Annotated in this window: 18 protein-coding genes; 7 read left to right on the top strand and 11 right to left on the bottom strand. The window is 53.1% G+C overall.

The features are described 5' to 3' along the window. Positions 1 to 84: 84 nt before the first annotated feature. The 6 genes from sufB to NST69_RS07960 form a co-directional block, all read right to left on the bottom strand. Positions 85 to 1,482: a Fe-S cluster assembly protein SufB gene (gene sufB, locus NST69_RS07985; RefSeq protein ID WP_036721442.1), complete on the bottom strand. Its 1,398-nt coding sequence runs from the start codon at positions 1,480 to 1,482 to the stop codon at positions 85 to 87. A gap of 30 nt (positions 1,483 to 1,512) precedes the next feature. Then, a complete protein-coding gene (gene sufU / locus NST69_RS07980; RefSeq protein WP_339313364.1) occupies positions 1,513 to 1,941 on the bottom strand; it encodes a Fe-S cluster assembly sulfur transfer protein SufU in 429 nt (142 codons plus the stop codon). Then, positions 1,928 to 3,154 carry a cysteine desulfurase gene (locus NST69_RS07975; RefSeq protein WP_342548947.1) on the bottom strand — a complete coding sequence of 409 codons (1,227 nt, stop codon included), beginning with the start codon at positions 3,152 to 3,154 and terminating at the stop codon, positions 1,928 to 1,930. Before NST69_RS07975 ends, sufU begins: the two co-directional genes overlap by 14 nt. Then, positions 3,151 to 4,452: a Fe-S cluster assembly protein SufD gene (gene sufD, locus NST69_RS07970; RefSeq protein WP_342548946.1), complete on the bottom strand. Its 1,302-nt coding sequence runs from the start codon at positions 4,450 to 4,452 to the stop codon at positions 3,151 to 3,153. Before sufD ends, NST69_RS07975 begins: the two co-directional genes overlap by 4 nt. A 25-nt stretch (positions 4,453 to 4,477) precedes the next feature. Continuing rightward, positions 4,478 to 5,260 (bottom strand): Fe-S cluster assembly ATPase SufC, encoded by a 783-nt coding sequence (sufC, locus tag NST69_RS07965; protein WP_036721433.1) that lies wholly within the window; start codon positions 5,258 to 5,260, stop codon positions 4,478 to 4,480. 173 nt (positions 5,261 to 5,433) lie between these two features. Further along, a complete protein-coding gene (locus tag NST69_RS07960; protein ID WP_342548945.1) occupies positions 5,434 to 6,462 on the bottom strand; it encodes a nitroreductase family protein in 1,029 nt (342 codons plus the stop codon). 207 nt (positions 6,463 to 6,669) lie between these two features. On the opposite strand from NST69_RS07960, the gene NST69_RS07955 reads away from it, so the two are divergent. Beyond that, complete coding sequence (locus NST69_RS07955) at positions 6,670 to 7,176, top strand: MarR family transcriptional regulator (RefSeq protein WP_342548944.1); 507 nt, start codon at positions 6,670 to 6,672, stop codon at positions 7,174 to 7,176. Positions 7,177 to 7,309: 133 nt separating this feature from the next. Here NST69_RS07955 and NST69_RS07950 read toward each other — a convergent pair whose 3' ends face one another. Both NST69_RS07950 and NST69_RS07945 read right to left on the bottom strand, forming a co-directional pair. Beyond that, on the bottom strand, positions 7,310 to 7,771 hold the full coding sequence (locus NST69_RS07950; RefSeq protein WP_036692784.1) for a Dps family protein: 462 nt from the start codon (positions 7,769 to 7,771) through the stop codon (positions 7,310 to 7,312). A 275-nt stretch (positions 7,772 to 8,046) separates the two neighbouring features. Continuing rightward, the gene (locus tag NST69_RS07945) at positions 8,047 to 8,349 is read right to left on the bottom strand and encodes a DUF1805 domain-containing protein (protein ID WP_209872793.1); all 303 of its coding nucleotides are present in this window, start codon (positions 8,347 to 8,349) and stop codon (positions 8,047 to 8,049) included. 213 nt (positions 8,350 to 8,562) lie between these two features. On the opposite strand from NST69_RS07945, the gene NST69_RS07940 reads away from it, so the two are divergent. Beyond that, complete coding sequence (locus NST69_RS07940; RefSeq protein ID WP_342548943.1) at positions 8,563 to 9,096, top strand: hypothetical protein; 534 nt, start codon at positions 8,563 to 8,565, stop codon at positions 9,094 to 9,096. Between the two features lie 90 nt (positions 9,097 to 9,186). On the opposite strand, the gene NST69_RS07935 is transcribed toward NST69_RS07940, so the two are convergent. Then, positions 9,187 to 9,564: a DUF423 domain-containing protein gene (locus tag NST69_RS07935; RefSeq protein WP_342548942.1), complete on the bottom strand. Its 378-nt coding sequence runs from the start codon at positions 9,562 to 9,564 to the stop codon at positions 9,187 to 9,189. A 167-nt stretch (positions 9,565 to 9,731) separates the two neighbouring features. Here NST69_RS07935 and NST69_RS07930 point away from each other — a divergent pair, with 167 nt between their 5' ends. Beyond that, positions 9,732 to 10,187, top strand: coding sequence for a hypothetical protein (locus NST69_RS07930; protein ID WP_342548941.1), 456 nt, complete (start codon positions 9,732 to 9,734; stop codon positions 10,185 to 10,187). Between the two features lie 86 nt (positions 10,188 to 10,273). Here the strand turns inward: NST69_RS07930 and NST69_RS07925 are convergent, their stop codons facing one another. Next, entirely contained in the window at positions 10,274 to 12,550 is a 2,277-nt protein-coding gene (locus NST69_RS07925; RefSeq protein ID WP_342548940.1) for a copper amine oxidase N-terminal domain-containing protein, read from the bottom strand. Positions 12,551 to 12,754: 204 nt separating this feature from the next. Next, positions 12,755 to 13,183 (bottom strand): hypothetical protein, encoded by a 429-nt coding sequence (locus NST69_RS07920; protein WP_339255032.1) that lies wholly within the window; start codon positions 13,181 to 13,183, stop codon positions 12,755 to 12,757. 172 nt (positions 13,184 to 13,355) lie between these two features. Between NST69_RS07920 and NST69_RS07915 the strand changes: the two genes are divergently transcribed. The 4 genes from NST69_RS07915 (at position 13,356) to yhbH (ending at position 23,907) form a co-directional block, all read left to right on the top strand. Further along, positions 13,356 to 14,000: a methyltransferase domain-containing protein gene (locus NST69_RS07915; protein ID WP_342548939.1), complete on the top strand. Its 645-nt coding sequence runs from the start codon at positions 13,356 to 13,358 to the stop codon at positions 13,998 to 14,000. A 230-nt stretch (positions 14,001 to 14,230) separates the two neighbouring features. Beyond that, the gene (locus tag NST69_RS07910; protein WP_342548938.1) at positions 14,231 to 20,950 is read left to right on the top strand and encodes a hypothetical protein; all 6,720 of its coding nucleotides are present in this window, start codon (positions 14,231 to 14,233) and stop codon (positions 20,948 to 20,950) included. After that, complete coding sequence (locus NST69_RS07905; RefSeq protein WP_342548937.1) at positions 20,947 to 22,632, top strand: hypothetical protein; 1,686 nt, start codon at positions 20,947 to 20,949, stop codon at positions 22,630 to 22,632. Before NST69_RS07910 ends, NST69_RS07905 begins: the two co-directional genes overlap by 4 nt. Positions 22,633 to 22,746: 114 nt before the next feature. Continuing rightward, entirely contained in the window at positions 22,747 to 23,907 is a 1,161-nt protein-coding gene (yhbH, locus tag NST69_RS07900; protein WP_209872814.1) for a sporulation protein YhbH, read from the top strand. Positions 23,908 to 24,127: the final 220 nt, after the last annotated feature.

Here is a 24,127-nt window from a genome sequence, read left to right as displayed (position 1 = left end):
GTGCCCACAGAGCTTTGACCAACCTGCATCAAAGTTCTGTGGACACTCACTGTATATCGCCTGGTTATTGAAAGAGGCAGCTAGTTACCCGATACTGCCTTCCATTTCGAATTTGATCAATCTGTTCATCTCGACCGCATATTCCATCGGCAGCTCTTTGGTGAACGGCTCGATGAAGCCCATGATAATCATCTGCGTGGCATCAGCTTCGGAGAGACCGCGGCTCATGAGGTAGAATAGCTGCTCCTCAGATACCTTGGAGACCGTCGCTTCGTGCTCAAGCACAATGTTATCGTTCATGATCTCATTGTAAGGAATCGTATCCGAGGTGGACTCGTTATCCAGAATGAGCGTATCGCATTTGATATTGGATTTCGCGCCTTCTGCCTTGCGGCCGAAGGAAGCGAGTCCACGGTAAGTGACCTTGCCGCCGTGCTTGCTGATCGACTTGGATACGATGGTTGAGGTGGTATCCGGTGCCAAGTGGATCATTTTGGCGCCTGCATCCTGATGCTGATTCTTGCCCGCTACCGCGATGGACAATACAGAACCCTTGGCTCCACGGCCTTTAAGAACAACCGCAGGATATTTCATAGTCAGCTTGGAGCCGATGTTGCCATCTACCCATTCCATCGTAGCATTCTCTTCGGCAACCGCACGTTTGGTAACGAGGTTATAGATGTTCGGTGCCCAGTTCTGAATGGTGGTATAACGGACACGGGCGTTCTTCATGCAGAGAATTTCAACCACTGCACTATGCAGAGAGTTCGTGCTGTAGATTGGGGCAGTACAGCCTTCAACGTAATGCACGAAGCTGTCTTCGTCTGCCAGAATCAGAGTACGCTCGAATTGTCCCATATTCTCGGAGTTGATGCGGAAGTAAGCCTGCAAAGGAACTTCACACTTCACACCCTTCGGAACATAGATGAAGCTGCCTCCTGACCAAACGGCACTGTTAAGTGCGGCGAACTTGTTGTCTGCAGGCGGAATGATTGTGCCAAAGAACTTCTTGAACAGCTCAGGATGATCACGCAGTGCGGAATCCGTATCTGTGAAGATCACACCCTGATCCTCCAGGTTCTGCTGCATGCTGTGATAGACTACCTCAGATTCATACTGTGCAGAGACACCGGCAAGGAACTTCTGCTCCGCTTCCGGAATTCCCAGCTTGTCGAAGGTCTCTTTGATCTCGGAAGGAACCTCCTCCCAAGTCTTGCCCTGCTTCTCGGAAGGTCTAACATAATATTGGATATCCTCGAAATCCAGATCATCCAGATTGCCGCCCCACTTCGGCATTGGCATCTTACGGAACTGCTCCAGGGATTTCAGCCGGAATTCCAGCATCCATTCCGGCTCGTTTTTGATTGCGGAGATTTCCCGGACGATTTCTTCCGTGAGTCCTTTACCAGACTGAAATATCGACTTGTGCTCGTCACGGAATCCGTACTGGTATTCCTCCATATCAGGCGCTTTCTTAGCCATGGTGTCAGCCTCCTTGTGTGTAATATTATTTTATAAGCTTCTTTGCGTATCTATGCCTTTGCGAAGCGCGTTCCAGGCCAGAGTGGCACATTTGATCCGCGCCGGAAATTTATTAACACCGGACAGGGCTTCAATATCTTCGTAGTCACCGAAATCTGCTTCCTCACCCTTCATTAGAGAGGAGAAGCTGTCGGCCATCTCAAGCGCATGCGCTATCGATTGGCCCTTGACCGCTTCCGTCATCATCGAAGCCGACGACATGCTGATTGAACAGCCTTCGCCGCTGAAACGGGCGTCCTGGACGATCCCATCCTCCACCTTAAGCTGAAGCGTAATGCGGTCGCCGCAGGTAGGGTTATTGAGCTCAATCTTAAGTGCGTCATCTTCAAATGAGCCGCGATTCCGGGGATTTTTGTAATGATCCATAATTACGCGTCTATATAAGTCATCCAAGTTCATAGCTGAAATACTCCTTTGCCTTAAGTAAGGCTTGAACCAGCGCATCTACATCCTGTTCAGTGTTGTACAGGTAGAAGCTCGCCCGGGCGGTGGAGCTGACCTCCAGCCAGCGCATGAGCGGCTGGCAGCAATGATGCCCCGCGCGGACAGCCACGCCTTCCGCATCCAGCACGGTGGCCACATCATGCGGATGAACATCACCCAGGTTGAAGGTGACTACCCCCACCTGACGGTTGCGGGGACCATAGATCGTCAGATCACTGACCTCCGACAGCCGCTGCTCCGCATATGCTGCAAGCTGCACTTCGTGGCGGTGAATCTCATCCATCCCGACCTCCTGCAGGAAATCAATCGCTGCTCCTAAGCCGACGGCACCAGCAATAATCGGTGTTCCGCCTTCGAACTTCCACGGCAGCTCCTTCCAGGTAGACTCATACAGCCCGACATCATCGATCATCTCGCCGCCGAATTCAACCGGCTCCATAGCTTCCAGCAGCGCCTTCTTGCCGTAGAGAGCACCGATACCAGTAGGCGCAAGCATCTTGTGCCCGGACAAGGCGTAGAAATCGCAATCCAGGTCCTGCACATCCACCTTCAGATGCGGTGTGCTCTGTGCACCGTCCACCACGATCACTGCACCGTTCCGGTGGGCAATCGCTGCAAGCTCTTTGATAGGATGAGTAACGCCCATGACATTGGATACATACGCAATGGCTACAATCTTGGTCCGGGCAGTAATCGTCTGCTCGGCATCCTCCAGCGTGATCGTACCGTCCTTTTGCAGCGGCAGGAATTTCAGGGTAGCCCCGGTGTTCTTGGCCAGCTGCTGCCAGGGAATGAAATTGCTGTGATGCTCCATCTGGGTAATCACGATCTCATCCCCTTCCTTTAGGACGGAAGGACCGTAAGAGGAAGCTACAATATTAAGCGCGGTCGTTGTCCCGCGTGTGAAGATAATTTCCTTCACACTGCGGGCATTAATGAAGTTCTTCAGCTTCTCGCGGGCGCCTTCATACGCATCGGTTGCCCGGCTCCCCAGGGTATGCACCCCGCGGTGTACGTTGGCATTATCCCATTCGTAGTAAGACTTGACCGCCTCAATGACCTGGCGCGGCTTCTGTGAAGTGGCCGCACTGTCCAGGTAGACCAGCGGATGGCCGTTGATCTTCTGGTTCAGGATGGGAAACTGCTCCCGGATCTGACTGCTAATCATTGGCCTAACTTCCTTTCCACAAGAGATTGGAGCTGATTGCGCAGTCCCTCCAGTGGAATTTGCGATACAACAGGTGCAAGGAAGCCGTATATGATCAGTGTTTCTGCGTCATGCCGCGATAATCCCCGGGACATCAGGTAATAGACTTGCTCGTAATTGACCTGTCCTACGGAAGCGGCATGGCCTGCGGTTACATCATCTTCATCTATAAGGAGGATCGGGTTGGCGTCTCCGCGCGCTTTGGGGCTTAGCATCAGAACCTTCTCTGTCTGCTGTCCGTCAGCTCTGGTAGCGCCCTTCTCAATCTTCGTAATTCCGTTAATAATCGAGGTTGCTGAATCCCGCATAACAGCACGCGTGATCATGTCACTCGGTGTATTCCGTCCGAAATGCTGCGCCTGAGTAGTGTAGCTCAGCTTCTGCGAACCGGAGCCTACAGCAATGACCTTCGCATCTGAGCTTGAGCCGTTGCCTTTAAGCACCGATTTGGTATCGCTGGCTGTATCTCCATAGTTCATCTCACCGATGATCCATTCAATGGTGCCGTCATTCTCCACAACGGCGCGGCGGTACGTCACATCCGTTGTATCCTGCCCCAGCTGATGTACGGTAGCGTATCTCACAGTGGCACCTGCACCTACGAATACTTCAACGGCTCCGTTATGCAGACCCGCTTCAGTCTTATCGGATACGTAGTTATCCACGTAGGTCAACGAACTGTTAGTATCGGCAACAATCAGAATATGCGGTACAAAGGCAGCTTCAGCGTCATCCGTGAGCAGAACCGCCTGCAGCGGAGTGTCGATGACAACATTCTTCGGAACATAGAGGAATACCCCGCCGTTCCATAGTGCTGCATGCAGTGCGGCGATGGAGTGCTCTTCCGGCAATACTGCCTTATGCAGATAACGCTGAACAAGGTCTCCATGCTCTCTGACTGCAGTCTGCAAATCGGTGAAAATAACACCTTGCGCAGCCAGCTCCGGAGCCAGGCGGGCATATACAGCCCCTGAATTCCGTTGAATAATCAGGCTGCCTTCCTCTTGTCCTTCAATCAGCCCGGCAATAGAAGCCGGTGCATCTTGAAGTGCCGCCAGCGCCTGGCTTGGCTTGTATTCCCCGTAGTTGTTGATATTCCAGCGGTCAATCCGTGTCTTCTCCAGCTTCGGCAGGTCAAGCCCTGCGGCAAGCTCCAGAGCCTTCAAACGGCTGTCCTTCAGCCAGCCCGGTTCGCCGCTGCTCTGCGATTGTGCGCCGAGCTGCTGTGCATCCACGGGAAGAATGGTTTGCGTCGTCATAAGTGGTTTCCTCCTTCCAGCGTTTCTAAGCTTCTTGTCCTACAGTTTCGTCTTCAATGCCGAGCTCTTCCTTGATCCATTCGTAACCTTCTGCTTCCAGTTTCTGTGCCAGCTCAGGACCGCCGGATTTCACAATCCGTCCCTGCATCATGACATGCACATAGTCAGGTTTGATATAATTAAGCAACCGCTGATAGTGGGTAATAACAAGGAATCCGCGTTCCGGGCTGCGCATGGAGTTCACGCCATCAGCAACAATTTTGAGTGCGTCAATATCAAGGCCGGAGTCAATTTCGTCAAGAATGACGATCTTAGGGTCCAGCATCATCATTTGCAGAATCTCGTTACGCTTCTTCTCCCCGCCGGAGAAGCCTTCATTCAGATAACGGTGCAGGAATTCAGGGTTCATATCCAGTTCTTTCATCTTGGCTTCCATCTGGCGGATGAAGCGGATCAGTGAGATCTCACTGCCCTCTTCACGGCGCGAGTTAATCGCACTGCGCAGGAAGTCGGAGTTCGTCACTCCGCTGATTTCACTTGGATATTGCATCCCGAGGAACAACCCGGCGCGGGCGCGCTCATCCACTGCCATCTCCAGCAGATCTTCACCTTCGAGCAAGGCCGTACCTTCTGTAACCACATACTTGGGATGACCCATCAGAGCTGAGGCCAGCGTACTTTTACCAGTACCATTCGGTCCCATCACGGCGTGAATTTCTCCGCCCTTCATCTGAAGGTTAATCCCCTTCAGAATTTCTTTTCCTTCAATCGTCGCTTTCAGTCCCTCAATGACAAATTCTGCTGCCATAATTATTATTCCCTCCATTGATCGATTTGCGAAATCAGAAAGTTGTATTGTCACAGGTTAACCCTGATTACAAGCAATTAGATTTTATATCACATTATAATTATTATAAAGTGAATCAGGATGATTATCAATGATTCTCACTAATTTTATTACATCGGCCCTTTTTTATCAAATTAATTAATGGTTATCTTCACTGCGGGAATAGGAAAAACGGAATTTGAATACCGCTTATGTTCCCCCGCTTCAAGTACTGCGACGATCCGTTCCAGCGGACGAAGCCCGAAGGACTCACACTGCTTCCGGTCATAGACCCATTCCGGAATCCTGCGGCGCACCTGCCACCCTTCAGACCGGGCCAGCAGTTGAAAATTCTGTATCAGGCTGCACACCGCGGCATAATCCTCGTCCTGCTTGTGCGGGTCCGTCTCTTCTCTGGCTACGGCCAGCAGAAACGGCGGTGAAGGTGCCTCTTCAGAGAACTGCAGTATGCCTGATGCCTCTGTCTTATCACCCGTCACATAGATGAACCGCCAAGGCTCCCGCATGCCGTCATTCGGTGCCCACACCGCCTCGTTCAGCAGCCTAAGGACATTGTACGCGGAGAAAGGAGCGGCATCCTCAAGCTGGCGGCTGTCTTCACCGATAACCGTCCATTTCCGTTCTGCCGGTGTTCTTTTCCGTCCTCGCGGCGCTTTGTCGAAGGAGCCGATTTCCAGAATCCCGGCAAACCGCTCTCCTTCACGCCAGCCGATGAGCTTATAGAACGATTCGCTCAGAATCAAGGGATCTGTGTACCACAGCATCCCCAGCCCCTGTTCCCAGCCCAGAAGCTGAACCGTTTGCATGATGCTGCAGACCGCGGCGTAGTTCTCATCCCGCTCCCGCTCCGTGCCGGCGGACTCGGCAATGAAGATTACATGAGCGGGAGTACCCGTGATTTGCCTTCTTAGAAGATCTGTCATTGGGGCAGGAAGGAGCTTCCCCAGCCGGCCGCCCGTCACCTTCGCCATCATGGATTCAGCCAGCTCTTCACGGGACTCGGGAGTGCCGAAGTAAAGACAGCGCCAGTGCGGCGTTCCTTCGGACTCGTATAAGCCAGCCGCCTCATTTACCAAGGAAATAATCCGTTCTTGTTCAACCGGCGCAGCGCTGAATCTCCGAATGGTCCGCCGTTCCCTAACCGTTGTGGACACATCCTTCATCTTCATCCCCCCAAAATATCGTTTGGCATTCAATAATTAATATTGTTTACCAGTTAACTATATTTTGAAAGAAATACGATGTCAATCTTTATTATTTAGTTTAAGATCAGCAATTTACCATAAATAAATTGTCTGAATATTTAGTTTACACGTTAATAATTTTAAGTTAGAATAAAGGTACTTTGCAGAAAGGAGATGCTAAGCCCCATGCATTCCTCTGAAGGACTTAAGCGGCTGCTGTATGACCGTTTTCTCCACCTCTCCCATTTAGTTGAAGAGACTTTCGTAACCGAAATGGCTGTATTTACGGATCTCACACGGAAGTACGGGATTACTCTCACTTCAACCAGCTTGACCAGTATTCATGTCATCGACTGCATTGGCAATCACGAGCCTGTCAACAGCACTACCATCGCGGAGAGCTTGAAATTGTCCAAGGCGAGCATCACTAAGATCAGCACCAAGCTTCTCCAGGATGGCTGCATTAAGCGGAGCCGGATGAATGACAACAAGAAAGAAATCTACTTCAGCCTTACTCCTAAAGGCAGACAGCTCTTTGAACTCCACGCCCGGATGCACGAGAACCTGGAGGAGAAATTCATTGAGAAAATGGGTGAATTCTCGGAACCGGAGCTGCAGGCTTCACTGAAATTCATTCAAATGATGATTGATGAGAATAGAATGCTCCCCCTGAATCTTAGTGAATTCGAGTAGAAAGGGCTACGCTGCCCTTTTAAAGGGGATCATGCGAAGCACATGAATCCTTATATTTTGAAAAATAAATAAAGCCTCCCTTCAGGGGAGACTTTATTCCTATATTCAAATCATTGTGCTGCTTATCCCGCAATCAGCCCAGGAAAGCGCGCAGCATCCACTGGTTCTTCTCCAGATCCGTGCGGATCTTGATGAACAGGTCTGCCGTCGGCTGGTCGCTGATTTCTTCCGCCAGCTCGATGCCCTCTGTCAGTTCTTCCGCTACTGTAGCGAAATCTTCGATCAGCGCCTGAACCATACCGCGGGCATCTTCTTTGCCTGTGGCTTCCTGAATGGTAGCCAGTTCCAGATATTCTTTCATAGTTGCTGCAGGGCTGCCTTTGATGCTCAGCAAGCGCTCAGCTACCTCGTCCATTTTGAGTGTAATATCATCGTACAGCTCTTCGAACTTCACATGCAGGGCGAAGAACTGCTCCCCCTTCACATACCAGTGATAGTTATGCACTTTCACATACAATACGTTCAGGTTGGCAACCTGACGGTTCAGTACCTGTTCCAATGAAGCGGTGTTCACTTTGTTTGATGCTTTAGCCATGAGATGATCCCTTCCTTATCCATTAAATTTAGCCGGCTGCTTGTCCATTGTCCGGCCTTGCAGTTGTCTATTCTCCATTTACCCTTTTGCCTGGAGGGCGAAACAAGCCTGGCCCCGGACAAGCCCTCTTCCCCGCCGCTGGCTGCATGCTTGTGTCTTCACCCGTAGGATGAACCAAGCAAGCGCCGGTTATGCTAATTGATGCGGTTCAAGACAGAATAAAGTCAGCCAAGGGGCCGGGAAGCTCCTTGGCTGACTACACATTGCTATGTGCCTTACATCATTAGCAGCAGGGCCTCTGCACCGGACATGCCCGGAACGATTCCCAGCTTCTCTGCTTCTATAGTTACGGACTCCAGCGGCGCGGCCAGCAGCTGTTGAAGCGTCCGCACCCCGACAGCCCTTGCCGCAATAATCTTCCGGTCGCTCAGCACCTCGTTCAGCAGTCCTATGTCCAGCGCCCCGCACATAATATATCCCTTGTCTGTGCTGATGCTGAGCAGCGTCGTTTTGGGCAGCTTCACCTCAACCCCCACCAGGACATGATCGCCCACCTGCATGGGCTCTATTGTTACCATCTGCAGCACCTCCTCCTTTCACATTCACGTTGTAGGTTATGCGTACGGTTCAGGCCACGTGTGGACGATTGTCCTAGTTCATGGAGAAATCGGAGGGTCAGAAGTCCTTATTTCTTATGCAGGAGGGTATATAATTTCCGCTTATTTAATGGTATAGTTTATACACTAATTTAAATTAAAGAAATCGTGATTAACGATTAAGCTGGGGGATTAATGGATAAGAAACTACAACATACCGACGGCAATTATCTTTTCAATGTCGACATCCTGATTAATGCCCGCACCAACCCGCTTGCGCTGCAATTCCTGCTTGAAATGTTGAATTCAAGCGACAAAGTCACTGATTTCAACATCAACTCCGGGCTGGAGCTTGGAAGAGCCATTGATCATCTGCTGAAGTCTGCAAAAATGGCTCTGAAGAATGATAGCTTCACACCTGCTCCGGTGCCAGTGAAATTGCCGGAGAAGCCGGCAGACCCTCAGGCAGCCAAGCCTGCGGAGAAGCCCGCAGCCAAGAAGCCTGCAGCAGCTCCGGCAGAAACTCCAGCAGATGTATTCGGCAAAATCAGACAGTACATTCAGAATAACCAGCTCGTCCGGCTGCGTGCGAACCGGTATGGCAAACAGGTATCCATGCCCTGCCGTATTCTGAACTTAGACGAAACGGAGAATTCGCTGAGTGTATACCATGTAGACGAGAAGCAGGTCTATACGTTCAAGCTTAATGAAATCGATGAATTTCTGTAAGAGAAAGAAGCACCCGCTCCGGGTTCCGGGGGCGGGTGCTTCTTTCTCTTACGATTATTTTGGCGGATACGCAGCTCTTGCCGCACTTATTCACTTCTTGCGCGAGAAGGCCTCCAAGGCCAGGCAAATCCAGCCCGCAATGAAGCATACGCCTCCCAGCGGAGTGATTGCTCCGAGAACCTTGACACCGGAAATACTGAGGATGTACAAGCTGCCCGAGAACAGGATAACCCCGGCAACCATCAGCCGCCCTGCCCAGCGCAGACGGACACTTTCGCCCCACTGCCCAGCGGTAAGCCCGATAAGTATCAGGGCCAGCGCATGGAACATATGATACTGGACGCCCGTCTCGTACACCTGCAGATAGTGCTCACTGATTACAGGCTTCAGGATATGCGATCCGAACGCGCCGATGGCAACAGACAGCATACCCAGCAAGGCTCCCCAGCCCACCAATCTTCGTTGCATGGATATACAGCTCCTTCCCTGAGTTGAACTTCTCCTATCTTAACAATCAGCTTCGCCTTTTGCCAGCCGCATCATTCTGTAGCTTGTATTCCTGAGGACTTGCATTTAGAGCGCTGTTATGATGAAGTGGTAGTAATAACCTATTACACCCCAAGGAGTGCAGCCAAATGGACTATCATACAACTCCCAAATCGGACACCGCCGCAACCGAGCCTGCAAGATGGGGCTCTTCTGAACAAGACATGAACCCGGATTATGTATACCAGGAGAACAAACGCGACTATAAGCACTCGGGCCCCGGTATCGCTTCGTTCGTAATAGCTCTACTTACATTGGTCTGCTATGCCATTACCTTCGTGTATGTAGGAGCGCAAGCGTCTTCTCTGATGAATGAGCATAATAAACTGATTGCCGATTCGGCAGAAACGATTATGTATTTGGGCCTGACGATGCTGATCCTGGTCGCAGTGAATATCATCGGGGCGGTTACCGGTATTATCGGCCTGACCCTGCGCAGACGGCGCAAGGTTTTTGCTATTATCGGCACCATCATCAACGCCGGCTTCCTCCTTCTGTTCATGCTTCTGCTGTCCGTTGTTCTGGTGAATGCCGGAGCATCATGATAACTCGTGTACGCAAACACAGCATATCCCTTTGAACCGGGACATGCTGTGTTTTGTTGTGGAGCCTTATATACAGAGCTGGACGCTTAGATCTCGAACTCTTCGCTTGAATCGGACAGTCCGCCGTTCTGCACGCCAGAGCTATTGGCTACCGCAAGCACGTATACCTTATACTTGGTGCCTTTGACAATCGGATTACCGTTAATATCTCTGGCTGCAGCCGCTATAGAGAGATTGCTTCCGTTAGGGACTGCTGATCTGTAGTATGAGGATTGCACGCCAAGGGCTTCTGCACTACCGAAGCTCTGCTTGGAAGGGACTACGAATACCCGGTATTCGGAAATATTCGACTCACGGGCAGACTTGGTGAAGTTAACCACAAGTTTGCCGTTATCCATGCCGTAGGTCACATTTGTCACGGAGGTGACGGGAAGCTTAGCCGATAAGGTAATGGCTGCCGATCCCTCCGATAATACATTAGCTCCCTGGTAGCTGCCGTTTCTGACAGTCAATACATATACCCGGTAGCTGATTCCCGGCTTGATGGCTGCGCCGCGTACGTCCTTGGCTGAGCTATCGAGCACCTGATTGGTGCTGTCCCCTGATGTACCTGCGGTTGTATAATTCCCCGCATTATTCGCATCCGACAAGCTGAAGCTGTTGTAATAATTCATAGGCACCACCAGAATCCGGTAATGGCTGATGTAGGATTCGTCTCCGGCATGATTGAACGATACTCTCAGATCACGGCCGTCTCCATAATCGTTCACATCACTCACACTTAGATTCGATATGGCACTGAGGCCGGAGGTATTCACCAGCGTAATCGCCGGAGAAGCAGCGGATAGCACATTCGAACCCGAATTGTTCCAGTTGCCTGCCGCGAGCACATACACCTTGTAGCTGGTTCCGTTCCTGATCAGGGAACCGCGAACATCTCTGCTGGAAGAATTCAGGATCTGTTCGGTATAGGTTCCTGATGTGTTTACCGCCGTATAATTCGCACTGGATACGTTATTCGCATCATTTAAGCTGAAGCTGCTGTAATAATTCACAGGCACCACCAGAATGCGGTATTGGCTAATATTGGTCTCGTCTGTAGCATGGTTGAAGGTAACCTTCAAATCCCGCCCGTCATTATAATCATTCACATCGGTCACGTTCAGGTTGGATACCCCTGCATTGGCCAGTGTAAGGGCCGTTGAAGCAGGTGACAGCACATTATTGGCAGCATTGCTGCTGTCAACCGCCAGTACGTATACCCGGTAGCTGACACCCGTCTTGATCAGCGCTCCATCTGTATCTCTGGAGCCGGAGGAGAGGTTCAGGCTGATGTTGTTCCCCGTCTTGTTGATCTGCGTGTAATTGCTGCTGGAGACCGCATTGGCTCTGCCCAGGTCAAACACTGTGGAATTGGACGCTTTGACTACGAAGATCCGGTAAGAGCTTATCTTGCTCTCATCGGCCAGCTTGTTGAAGCTGACGGAGAGATCCCGGCCATCCCCGTAATCACTGTTATCCGTTGCCTGGACGGTGCCCAGTGCCGGAACTGCCTTGTTCTGCAATGTAATAACGGCAGATGCACTGGAGAGGGCACTGGTATTGTTGCCTTTGCCGACTGTCACTACATATACGCTATATCCCTGATTATTCTTAATCAGGTCACCATCGATCGTTCTGGCGGCGGCGTTCAGCTTCACAACAGGATTAGCTCCTGTTACCAGAGCAACGGAGTAGTTATTGGCACCTACTGCCAGTGCAGACGACAGGTTCAGTGAAGTGCCGGCCTTGGCGACAAGCACTCGGTATTGATCCACCAGCGATTCGTCGGCCGCACGGTTGAAGCTGATCTGCAGATCCCGGCCGTCTCCATAATCGCTGATATCCTGGGCGGTTACTCCCGATACCGGAGCCGCATTCCCGCCTACCGGAACCGGAGTGGTGATCGTGACAATCTGCGCAGCCGGATTCCAGCCGACCTCGCGGCCGAGCGCTTCACTTACGAAGCGGGTAGGCACCATTGTGCGGCCCTTCAGATTCTGGCCCGGCACATCCAGGCTGACTGCCTTGTTGTTGATGGTTGCGATCTTGGAGCCAATCTTCAGTACAATCGTTGTATCGTTCTGGGAAGCTGTTACTGTCTGTGTCTTCTGATTCCACTTGATGTCGGCATTGAAGGCTTCAAAGATAGCCCGCAGCGGAACCATGGTCCGTCCGTTCACCATTACCGGCGGCTGGTCTGTGGACAAGGTCACTCCATCAATAATAACTCTGATGGGTTTTGCTGCTGCCTGGGCAGGAGCCTGAAACAACATCGGGAACACCAATAATCCTGCTACAATCGAAATCCATAACTTTTTCACAAGCTCACCCTCCCGGATAGGAAAACAATCTCAATTTCTATCTCTTTGACGCAAGCCGGGCGGAAAAAGTTTCTCTCTGAACCGGTTACAAAAAAATAACCTTTGGAGCCGATTCCAAAGGCGGCAAAAAGAACTGCAATGGCGGATACCCATGGGGTATTCCGCCATTGCAGCCCGGGTTCGGGTTCAGGGCACTCTGCCGAATCAGTCCGCTTTGGCCAGACTGGACAATACCCGCTGAATCACGACAGGATCTTTTCCGACTATTTTTTCCACATAAGTAAATACTACAGGATCATCCATCTCAAGTCCTTCCGGCGCATCCGCTGTGCCTGCACCGAGTTCAAAGGCCGTCGGCCCTTCTTCTGTCACAATCTCCACGGAATGGGTATCCATCTGCCCGACATAAGTGCCTGAGCCCTGGATCTTCTCTGACTCTGCGGCTGCGGAAGGACCAGGCTTCAGCACCGGACTGGCGAGAGGTAACGCCGCTGTCTGTACAGGGATTCCCGATGAGCCTGCTGAGGACGATTCTCCGGGGGCTTCCGCAGGGCTATTCCCGCCGCAAGCCGTCAGGGTGAGCATCAATACAGCGATTGCTGTCATAGCGGGTAGCGTACGCTCTAGTCTCATGATGTGTACCTCCTCTGTTGGTTGTGTGCTGCTTACCTTACCTATGGATTACCCCATAAGCCAGGTAGTGTAAACTTGCCGTTACGGGCTGGGCATCAGCCGTACGCACAGAAGCGCCGGACTAATACAATAGATGAAGAGCCTTATTCAGCATTTGAAGGAGTGGTATCCCTTGAGAATCGATATCGGCTGCGGCCCCTGCAAAGAGTCAGGGTATCTGGGAATCGACCGCACACAGTACCCCGGGGTGGATATCGTCTGCGATATTTGCGAAGGAATCCCCCTGCCCGACAATACGGCTGAATTCGTTATGGCCAGCCGGGTGATGCCTTATGTGAACGATCTGTTTGCAGCGATGTCAGAGATTTATAGAATAAGCACACACCAAGCGGTTGTGTGTATTCTCTCACCCTATGCCCATAGCTTCCCGCATGCCTCCAACCCTATGTTTAAGCAAAAGTTCGATGAGTATACCCCACGGTATTTCACCGGCCGCTTCTTCCAGCCCTATCAGAGCCCGCTGTGCCCGGAGATCCCGGATTATCCCGTTCCGCTGCCGCCGTTTGACTTCAGATTGCTGCGAATGGAGCTGTTCTATCAATATCCGTATGACGACAATCTGTATGATGCGGAAGAGCTCGAGGTTCTGAAGACGCTGCAGTCCAATGTCATTCACGAAATTATGTACCACTTCGCCGTCATTAAGCGGGAGATTACCGATGAGGAACTGGAGGCGATGAGCCGGAAGGTGCTGCCTGAACCACAGGCACTGCTAGAGCGCCGGCTTCGGCTGCAGAACAGGAAATATATGTTATAAAATTCGGGATGGACATACAAGATTGCCCAAAACGGAACATAGGTTAATACAACACAAGCAAGATGGCATATCGGCTCACACAGAGCCGGTCTGCTTTTTTTTTGAAAATAGAAGAATTTATTTGTTTCACATGATAACTTATCCTTCTATTTCTCGCTGAAACGGTACCGTCCTTTAAAAGGACGGCAAAGCCGTTTCCACTTGCTGTCTGAGCTTCTATTCAAAAGGAGGTGAAAATTATTCCTCTAGTCGTTCGGTCTACGGTTAATGCAACAGGCGCCATCACTTTCACTGGCAACACGCTGGGACTAAGCCGCTCTGAAACTGCCGGTGTACCGGGTACACAGGACAGTATCGGAGGCTTCTCTACGATTAATACAGCTTCTGTATACGGCACCTATCCTGCTGGCACTACCAGTCTATATCAGAGCAACAGTTCAGCAGCTATTCTGGTTCTCCCTGCCGGAAGCACAGTTCTGTATGCCGAGCTGATCTGGGGCGGTTCCTATGTTAATGGTACCGTAAATCTCACTGCGGCAATCAACAACCCTGTATCCTTCACTACACCGCTAGGGAACACGGTCAGTGTAACCCCTGATTCAGCCACAGCCAATTCGGTGGATCTGGGCGGGGGTGCACTCGCATATGTCCGTTCCGCCAATGTCACCAGCACCATTCAAGCCTCCGGTGCCGGAACCTATGTCACTGGCGGTGTAGTCGGAACTATTGTAATTCCCGGCGATTCCACTGCCAACCATGCCGGCTGGACACTTGCCGTCATCTACCAGAATCCGTCGCTGCCCTTCCGCAACATGTCCCTGCGCGCAGGCGCTGTCCTTGTCCAAGCCTCCTCGGCCCCGGTGGTCACCACCATTACCGGCTTCGCCACACCTGTTACCGGCGCGCTGGGCGGACGTATCCAGTTCAGCGCCCAGGAAGGAGATGCCAACCGCTCGGGAGACCAGGCGCTTTTCGGCCCTACTTCTACTACTCAGGTCGCCCTGTCAGGTCCTAATAACTTTGCCAACAACTTTTTTGCCTCGCAGATTAACAATGATGCCGGCAATCTGAATACGACCGGTACGTTCGGCACCCGCAACCAGACCAACGGCAGTCCAGGCTCCAACATTGTCGGGGGGCGGCAGGGCTGGGATATCACGAATGTGGATGTCTCTGCGCGCCTGGTCAATAACCAGTCCTCCGCACTCCTGACCTTAACTACTTCGGGCGATGCGTATGTCGTTAACGCCAACGGGCTGCAAATTGACATCAATGCGCCCAAGATCTCCTTGACCAAAAGCGCAAATGTCGCCGGTACCATCGTTGGCGATCTGGTCACCTACACCGTAACGGTCAACAATACAGGTACGGCAAGTGCAGCCAGTGTTGTATTGTCGGATACTTTACCGGCAGGTCTTACTTTTGTCGCAGGAAGCGTGGTGGTTGCCGGTGTTTCCAGGCCGACTTATGATATAACCTCCGGCATCCCGCTGGGATCACTGGCCCTTGGCACTTCTATAACGGTTACCTATCAAGCCAGGGTAACTTCCTTGCCTAATCCGCAGTTTGTTCCCAACACAGCCACTGCCGCCTTCACCTTCCAGAGTGTGGCCGGAGGCCCGATTGTGAGCGGGGTTATTCCATCCAATACACAATCACTGCCGGTGTATTCTCCGGTTCTCGGCATTGTCAAAAGCGCCAATACTACCAACGCAACCGTCGGGAATCAGATTCTCTACACGCTGCAGATAGCCAACACCGGCAATATCGGTGCCACCACTACACTCACGGATAACATTCCTGCGGGCAGCACCTATGTTCCGGGGAGCTTCACGGTGAACGGTACGCCTGTAGCGGGTAATCCCGCCGCCGGAATCGCCATCGGCACCATCGCGGCGGGAGGAAGCTCGACAGTCCAGTTCCGCGTGCTGGTGAACAGCCTGCCTTCTCCTCCGCAGCTCGTTGACCAGGCTACTGCCGCCTATACCTTCCTGGTTCCTGACGGACGTACCGTTAACGGTACGGCAGCCTCCAATACGCTCACCATACCGGTCAGACTGCCTAATGTCTCCATCGTCAAGAGCGCCAGCTTCCCGGATGTCACCGTAGGCGACACCCTGCTGTATTCGTCAGTGATCACCAATAATGGAATTGAAGCCGTGACGAATGTCGTGCTCTCCGATCCGATCCCCGCCGGCAGCTCTTTCGTGCCGGGAAGTGTTGTGGTAGCCGGCAGCTCCCGGCCTTCCGCTGATCCGACTTCAGGGATTACCGTAGGTACCCTTGCTGCAGGGGCCAGCGTAACGGTAACCTTCCAGGTAAGTGTCACCTCTGTGCCGGGAAACGGCCAGCTCGCCAACCAATCATCGGCCTCTTACAGCTCTGGGACATTTAACGCCATCACACAGTCCAATACAATCCTCACTCCTGTGTACCAGCCAATAATCGGTATCGTTAAAAGCTCCAGTCCAAGCAGCGCCACGGTTGGAGGAAATGTACAATACACGCTGCAGGTGCAGAACACCGGTAATCTCGCAGCGAATGTGACCCTAACTGACACGATCCCTGCCGGGTCTGCCTTCGTCGCCGGAAGCGTCACAGTAAACGGTGCGGTCCGTCCGTCAGATTCTCCGGTAAGCGGAATCCCGCTCGGCTCCGTAGCTCCAGGTACCGCCTTGACCGTAACCTTCCTGACGAATGTCCAGTCCCTGCCGTCTCCGGCAACCTTGACCGACCAGGGCAGCAGCAGCTATACCTATCAGTTGCCCAGCGGACGCTCTCTGTCCGGCGGAAGTGTATCCAATACGGTGACTATTCCAGTCTCTGCCCCCAACATCACGATTCTCAAAAATGCCAATCTCACCTCAGTGGCTGTAGGCGAATATCTTACCTACACCGTCTCTGTATCCAACCCCAGCGGCGTAGCTGTTAACAATGTAGTGCTGTCTGATCCGGCTCCGGCAGGCAGTGCCTTTGTAGCAGGAACTGTCACGGTGAACGGGACGGCCGTACCCTCTGCCAATCCAAATGCCGGGATTGCTCTCGGAACACTTGCTGCGGGCGCCACAAGCATCGTTGTCTTCCAGGTGAATGCCAACTCTATTCCAAGCCCGCCTCAACTGAGCAACCGGGCCAGCGCATCCTTTACGGCCGGATCATTCAGCGGAACAGCCCTGTCCAATACAGTGTCTACCCCGGTCTTCATTCCAGTCATTGGACTGGTCAAAAGCTCAAGCCCTGCGCAGGCCTCTGTCGGCAGTCTGCTCTCCTTCTCCATCCTGGCCAGCAACACTGGCAATATCGCGGCAATGCTGAATCTGACCGATGCCCTGCCGCCGCAGACGGTATTCGAGACCAACAGCGTAAGTATAGGCGGGACCCCGCTGCCTGGGTACAGCCCATTAACAGGCATTCCGGTGGGGCCGCTTGCTCCCGGAGACAGCGTCGTAGTCAGCTTCCTTGTTACGGTTACTTCGCTTCCCCCAAACCAGCAGCTGCCTAACTCGGCAGCAGCATCCTATACTTTCACCCTGCCGGATGGGCGTCAGCTTGGCGGTAATACCGTGTCGAACACACTTACGGTTCCCGTCTCGGCACCGAATGTCAGTGTTGTCAAAAGCGTCAATGCCATTGATGCCGTGACCGGCGACATCCTTACATTCACCTCCGTGCTGACGAATAACAGCATTACCTCTGTCAGCAATATCATTCTCAGCGATCCCTTGCCAGAGAATGCAGCGTTCCTTCCCGGAACCGTAATTGTCGGCGGCGTCTCCCAGCCGTTGTCAGTTCCGTCGGCCGGCATCCCAATCGGCAGCCTGGGGCCTGGAGCCTCCGTTGCCGTCACATTCGAGGTGAGAATAACCATGCCGATTCCTTCACAGGTGAATAACCAGTCCACCGTCAGTTTCACCTCCGGGGTCTTCTCCGGCTCTTCATCGTCCAACGTCACCACCACACCGGTCACACAACCGCAGATCTCCCTTGTCAAAAGCGCCAGTGACCTGAACGCCACAGTAGGCGATACGGTCATCTATACCATTGTAGTCAGCAATAGCGGTAACCTTGCAGCCAATGTTACGTTAACCGACAACATCCCGGCGGGTACTACATTTGACCCCAACAGCGTCATTGTCGGCGGATTCCCTCAGCCGGGGGCTGCACCGGATACCGGAATTACTGTTGGAACTGTAGCTCCCGGTGCCAGTGTATCTGTCAGCTTCACGGTCTTCATCGTGTCTCTGCCTTCACCGCAGCAGCTTGTCAATCAGGCAAACGCCACCTATACCTTTACTCCGCCTGACGGGCGGCTGCTAAGTGGAAGTGCCGTCTCCAATACCGTGACCATCGCAGTCTCTGCCCCTAATCTGGCGGTGGTCAAGAGCACAACCTCCACCTCCGTTGCCCTTGGGGATACCATTTCCTATTCCGTGAACATCACCAATAACGGGATGGACCCTGTCAACAATGTCGTGCTCAGTGATCCAACACCGGGCGGGGCCACCTTTGTGCCGGGCAGCGTATCGGTGAACGGGGTGCCTTTTCCGAATGCCAATCCGGCCTCAGGGATTACTATCAGTACGCTTGCCTCCGGGGCTAGTGCCGTCGTCTCGTACAGTGTCACTGTCACCTCTGTACCCGGGGATGCCTCCATAGACAATCAGGCTACAGTTACTTACACCTCAGGTGTATTTAGCGGATCAACCTTCTCCAATCCCGTGGCAGTGCCTGTCTTCCAGCCCAATATCGCTGCGGTCAAAACAGCCAATACCGCCAATGCAACGGTCGGCGATACCGTAACCTACACCATAAATGTCACCAATACAGGCAACTACGGAGCAAGCCTTACAGTAACGGACAACATTCCAGCCGGCACCACCTTTGTAGACAATAGCGTGCTGATTGGCGGGCTGCCTCTGCCGCAGGCTAATCCCTCCACAGGAATTGCTGCCGGAACTATCGCTCCGGGGGCGACTGTAGCTGTCTCGTTCTCGGTGGTGATCACTTCACTGCCATCGCCGCAGCTGCTGGTGAATCAGGGAACCGTTGCTTCCAGCTTCACCTTGCCTGACGGAAGAATCCTGGGAGGGTCGGTGCTCACCAACACCCTGACCATCCCTGTCTCGAACCCGAATCTGGCTGTCGTCAAAACCACTGTAACCACCGCAACCAATGTGGGCGACACCATCACTTATTCCGTGACCCTAACCAATAACGGTATTGCTACGGTTAATAATGTCGTATTCACAGATGCCCTGCCTGCCGGTACCGCCTTTGTTCCGGGCAGTGTGCTCGTAGACGGCGTGTCTCGCCCTGCTTCTTCACCGGCTACCGGGGTGACCATAGGCAGCATCGCTCCGGGCGCTTCTGTAACGGTGGCCTTTAACGTAACGGTTACGTCTCTGCCGGCTTCAGGTGTACTGAACAATCAGTCATCCGTCAGCTTCACTTCCGGCGCCCTGTCCAGTGTAGCCTTCTCGAACATTGTGACCACTCCGGTCTTCCAGCCGGTTATCGCTGCTGCCAAGAGCTCGAGCTCTCAGAATGCCACGGTAGGCGATACCATTGTCTATACCGTCAATGTCAGCAATTCAGGGAACTATGCGGCATCGGCCACGCTGACTGATACTATTCCCGCAGGTACAACTCTGGTTCCGAACAGTGTACTGATTAACGGCTTCCCTGCTCCGGGTGCAGATCCCGCTACCGGAATCCCTCTGGGCAGTGTTGCAGCCGGTGCATCACTGACCGTAGTATTCTCTGTAGTGATCGACACGCTGCCAGCCAGCCAGCAGCTCAGCAATCAGGCCATTATCGCCTTCAACTATACGCTGCCTGACGGACGCGTCTTCAATCAGTCGGCCAGCTCGAACATCAATCTGATTCCGGTATCGTCGCCGGATGTCCTGGTTGCAAAGAGCACTACTGTAGTCGATGCAGTCCCGGGGGATACCGTTACGTACAGCATCGCAGTCACCAATAACGGAATTGCACCGGTTAACAATGCAGTGCTGAGCGATCCGATTCCGGCCGGTTCTTCCTTTGTAGCCGGCAGCGTGGTCGTGGACGGCACTCCGCTGCCGGGAGGCAACCCTGCGAACGGGATCTCGCTCGGCACTATCGCCCCTGGTGCAGTGGTCCAGGTCACCTTCAATATTCTCGTCAACAGTCTTCCTAATCCGGCCACACTGAACAATCAGGCTTCGGTCAGCTTCACCTCCGGGGCATTCTCCGGCGCCTCTTATTCCAACAATCTAATTACCCCGGTATTCCAGCCGATTATTGGTGTCCTGAAATCTGCTGATACCACTAATGCCACGGTTGGAGATACCGTCACTTATGCACTAAGCGTCACCAATACAGGTAATCTTGCGGCAGTCGTCACCTTAACCGATTCTATCCCTGCAGGAGCTGTTTTCATACCGAACAGTGTACTGGTTAACGGCCAGCCCGTTCCCGGCGCTGATCCGACTACCGGAATCAATCTGGGTACAGTTCCAGCGGGTGCCACAGTTACTATGCTCGTCACCCTGCAGGTTACGCTGGCTTCCCTGCCTTCACCGCAGCAGCTGGTGAACCAGGCGGCGGCAACCTTCACCTTCACGCCGCCTGATGGACGTCTGCTCTCAGGCTCTACACTATCGAATACACTCGTCATTCCAGTCTCTTCACCGGACGTAACGGCAGTCAAGAGCACTCCGGCTGTCGATGCTGTAGTCGGCGATATCATCACCTATACGATTGCCGTAACCAACAACGGCATTGTTCCCGTCAACAATGTGGTCCTTGTTGACCCGATCCCGGCCGGCAGCCAGTTCGTTGCAGGCAGCGTAACTGTGGATGGCACTCCGCGTCCCGGTTCAAATCCAGGCACCGGTATCGTGATCGGAACGATCGCCCCGGGAGCGACCACAACGGTAACCTTCCAGGTTCAGGTCATCGTCATATGACAGACGGCTCACAGCTCCAGCCTGTCGTAAGTAATCAGTCCATGGTTCTGTACAGCTCGGCAGAGGGCACTGAATCGGTTACCTATTCCAATACCGTCAATACGCTTGTGGTGGGCCCGGTATTATTACTGCAAAAGCAAGCAGACCGCCTGAGCGCCTCCCTGGGGGAGACGCTCGTCTATACTGTGACCGCCAGGAATAGCGGCAATACCGGGGCGGTTGTCACCATCACGGATGTGCTTCCCCCAGGCGTCTCGTTCATTGCCAATAGTGTGCTTAGAGACGGAGTCCCCCTTCCGGGGGTCACTCCGTCTTCCGGCATTCCCCTTGGCCTACTCGCCGCCCATTCGGGAGTCAGTATCGCCTTCCAGGTCATTGTTATCTCGCTTCCGCCTTCACTCGCGCTGCATAACAGGGCGGTTGGCACGTATTCCTTCACTACACCTGAAGGAAGAACGGTGAACGGGGAGATCCGCTCCAATCCGGTCAGTGTCTCCCTGCTGTCCTACCAGTTGTCCTCACTGCTCTCGGCCAGCACTCCCACTACCTTCATTGGGGATGTCGTCACCTATACCCTTCAACTCAGGAACGAAGGCACCCGGCCGCTGACCGGAGTCATGGCCACGCTTCCCGTTCCGGAAGGCACCTCTTTCCTTCCCGGAAGTGTTATCGCTGGCAGGATTTATCAGCCTGAGGCCGACCCAGCTTCAGGCATCGGGCTGGGCTCGCTCCCTGCAGGCGCAGCCGCCGAGGTCTCCTACCGTGTAAGGGTGGCCTCGAACCCCCCAGGATCGGCGATTATGGCGAACGCACAGATCTCTTATGAGGTCAACGACAACAGAACCTCCACCACAAGCAACACGGTTCAGATTACAGTCATCCAGCCCGGATTATCGGTAAAGCTGAAGGTTGATCTCTACAGCGCGGCGCCCGGTGACAACTTGCGGTACGAGTTCACTGTACAGAATAGCGGTAATATGGCGGTGAACGCACTGCTGACGGACGCCATTCCGCCAAGCGTACTATTCATCTGGGACAGTGTCCGTATTGACGGGGTTCCCCAGAGGGGGGTCCGCCCCGGGGACGGAATTCCGCTGGGCACCTTACGGGCAGGCGCTGTTATGGCGGTAGATTTTCTCGTATCTATTCCAGGTGCCACCGATATCCGCCAGACGCCGGCCATTCAGAATCAGGGAGTGGTCCAGTATACGTTCTCCCTGCCGGACGGGCGCAATGTCGGGCAGCTCTCCCGCTCCAATGCGGTGACCACGTTGCTGTTCACGCCCATCATTTCCATTCAGATTGAGGGCGAGCCGCCCATCGTCGAGCCTGGAGGTATCGCGGAATTCAACATTTACGTGTCCAATAGCGGGAATTATCCGGCAGAGGTCTCGGTGATCCGAATTTTACCGCAGGGTACCGTCATTAATCCCGATATCGTTACCATAAGCGCTATCGCCGTGCCCGGTACGCCATATAGCGGAACAGTTGCTCTGGGAACGCTGGAAGCGGGGCAGACCGTCACACTCACTTACTTTGTCACAATAAATGCGGATTATATGGGCAAGGATCTTCAAGGCTCCACGGCTGCCCTGTATCTGTTCACCATCGACGGACGCCGGTACTCCGGCGAAGCCCGTTCTAACACCTACAGGCTGCTCATTGAAGAAATCAGTGAATAATACAGCTCACATATCCCCCATCTCCCTGAATATACTTTAGTTACAACCTGCTGCTTCGTCTTAGTCTCCGTAGTGACATTACCGAATAACACAGTCCATGGGAGGTGGTCATCCTTGTCCCAGCCGTCCGGTCCATACGCATTTGTCGTATCCAAAGAAGACTGGTCCCTTCACCGCAAAGGCCATCAGGATCAGGAGCGTCACCAGCAAAAGGTCAGAGAAGCCATCAAGGGCAATTTGCCCGATCTGGTTACCGAGGAGAATATTATTTTGTCAGGCGGCAAGCAGATTGTGAAGGTGCCGATCCGCAGTCTGGATGAATACCGGATTATCTATAATTTCCGCAAGCAGAAGCATGTCGGACAGGGAGACGGGGACAGCCAGGTGGGCGATGTCCTCGGGCGCGACTCCCAGTCGGCCCAGCCGGGCAAAGGGGATAAGGCCGGCGATCAGCCTGGAGCGGATACCGTTGAGGCCGAGGTCGATCTGGAGGATCTGGAGGATATTCTGTTCCAGGACATGGAGCTTCCCCATCTGAAGCCGAAGGATAAGGAAGAGATTGAGGTCAAGTCGATTGTCTTCAATGATATCCGCAAAAAAGGCATGATGTCGAACATCGATAAAAAGCGTACACTGCTTGAGAATCTGCGGCGCAATGCCAGCAGCGGCAATCCCGGAATACACAGCATCAGCCCTGATGATCTGCGTTACAAAACCTGGGATGACATCACGGTCCCTCACTCGAATGCCGTGATTATCGCCATGATGGACACCTCAGGCAGTATGGGCACTTTTGAAAAATACTGCGCCCGCAGCTTCTTCTTCTGGATGACCCGCTTCCTGCGCCGCCAGTATGAGAAGGTGGATATTGTGTTCCTGGCCCATCATACGGAAGCCAAAGAGGTCAGCGAGCATGACTTCTTCACCCGGGGGGAGAGCGGGGGGACGATCTGCTCCTCGGCGTATCAAAAAGCACTGGAGATTATCGACAGCCGCTATCCGCCTGCCAAATACAACATCTATCCCTTCCATTTCTCGGATGGCGACAATCTGACCTCCGACAATGAGCGCTGCGTCAAGCTGATCGGCGAGCTGCTGAAGCGCAGCAACATGTTCGGCTACGGCGAGGTGAACCAGTACAACCGCAGCAGCACCCTGATGTCCGCCTACCGCCACCTGAAGCAGGAGCAGTTCATGCATTATGTGATTAAGGATAAGAAGGAAGTGTATCTGGCGCTGAAGGCTTTTTTCGGCAAAAAAGCAATCGAAGCCTGAGCAGCTGCTCTCCAGACTGACCGTAGAATGAGCGTTACGCGCAGATTCATACTGTAAGAAGGATCCCCTGCAAACCGTGTGAACGGCGGGCAGGGGATTTTTGGTGCGCGGATGTTGGCTGCAAAAACCCTGTTGACTATTATATCGGCAGCCGATATACTAAATGTATCGGTTGACGATATAACGACAGATGGTATAACGTCAGATGCTATAACGCCGA

This window comes from Paenibacillus sp. FSL P2-0089 (assembly GCF_038595095.1).
In the GTDB taxonomy this organism is placed as follows: Bacteria; Bacillota; Bacilli; order Paenibacillales; family Paenibacillaceae; genus Paenibacillus_AQ; species Paenibacillus_AQ silagei.
This window is presented reverse-complemented; position numbering and strand designations above follow the sequence as displayed.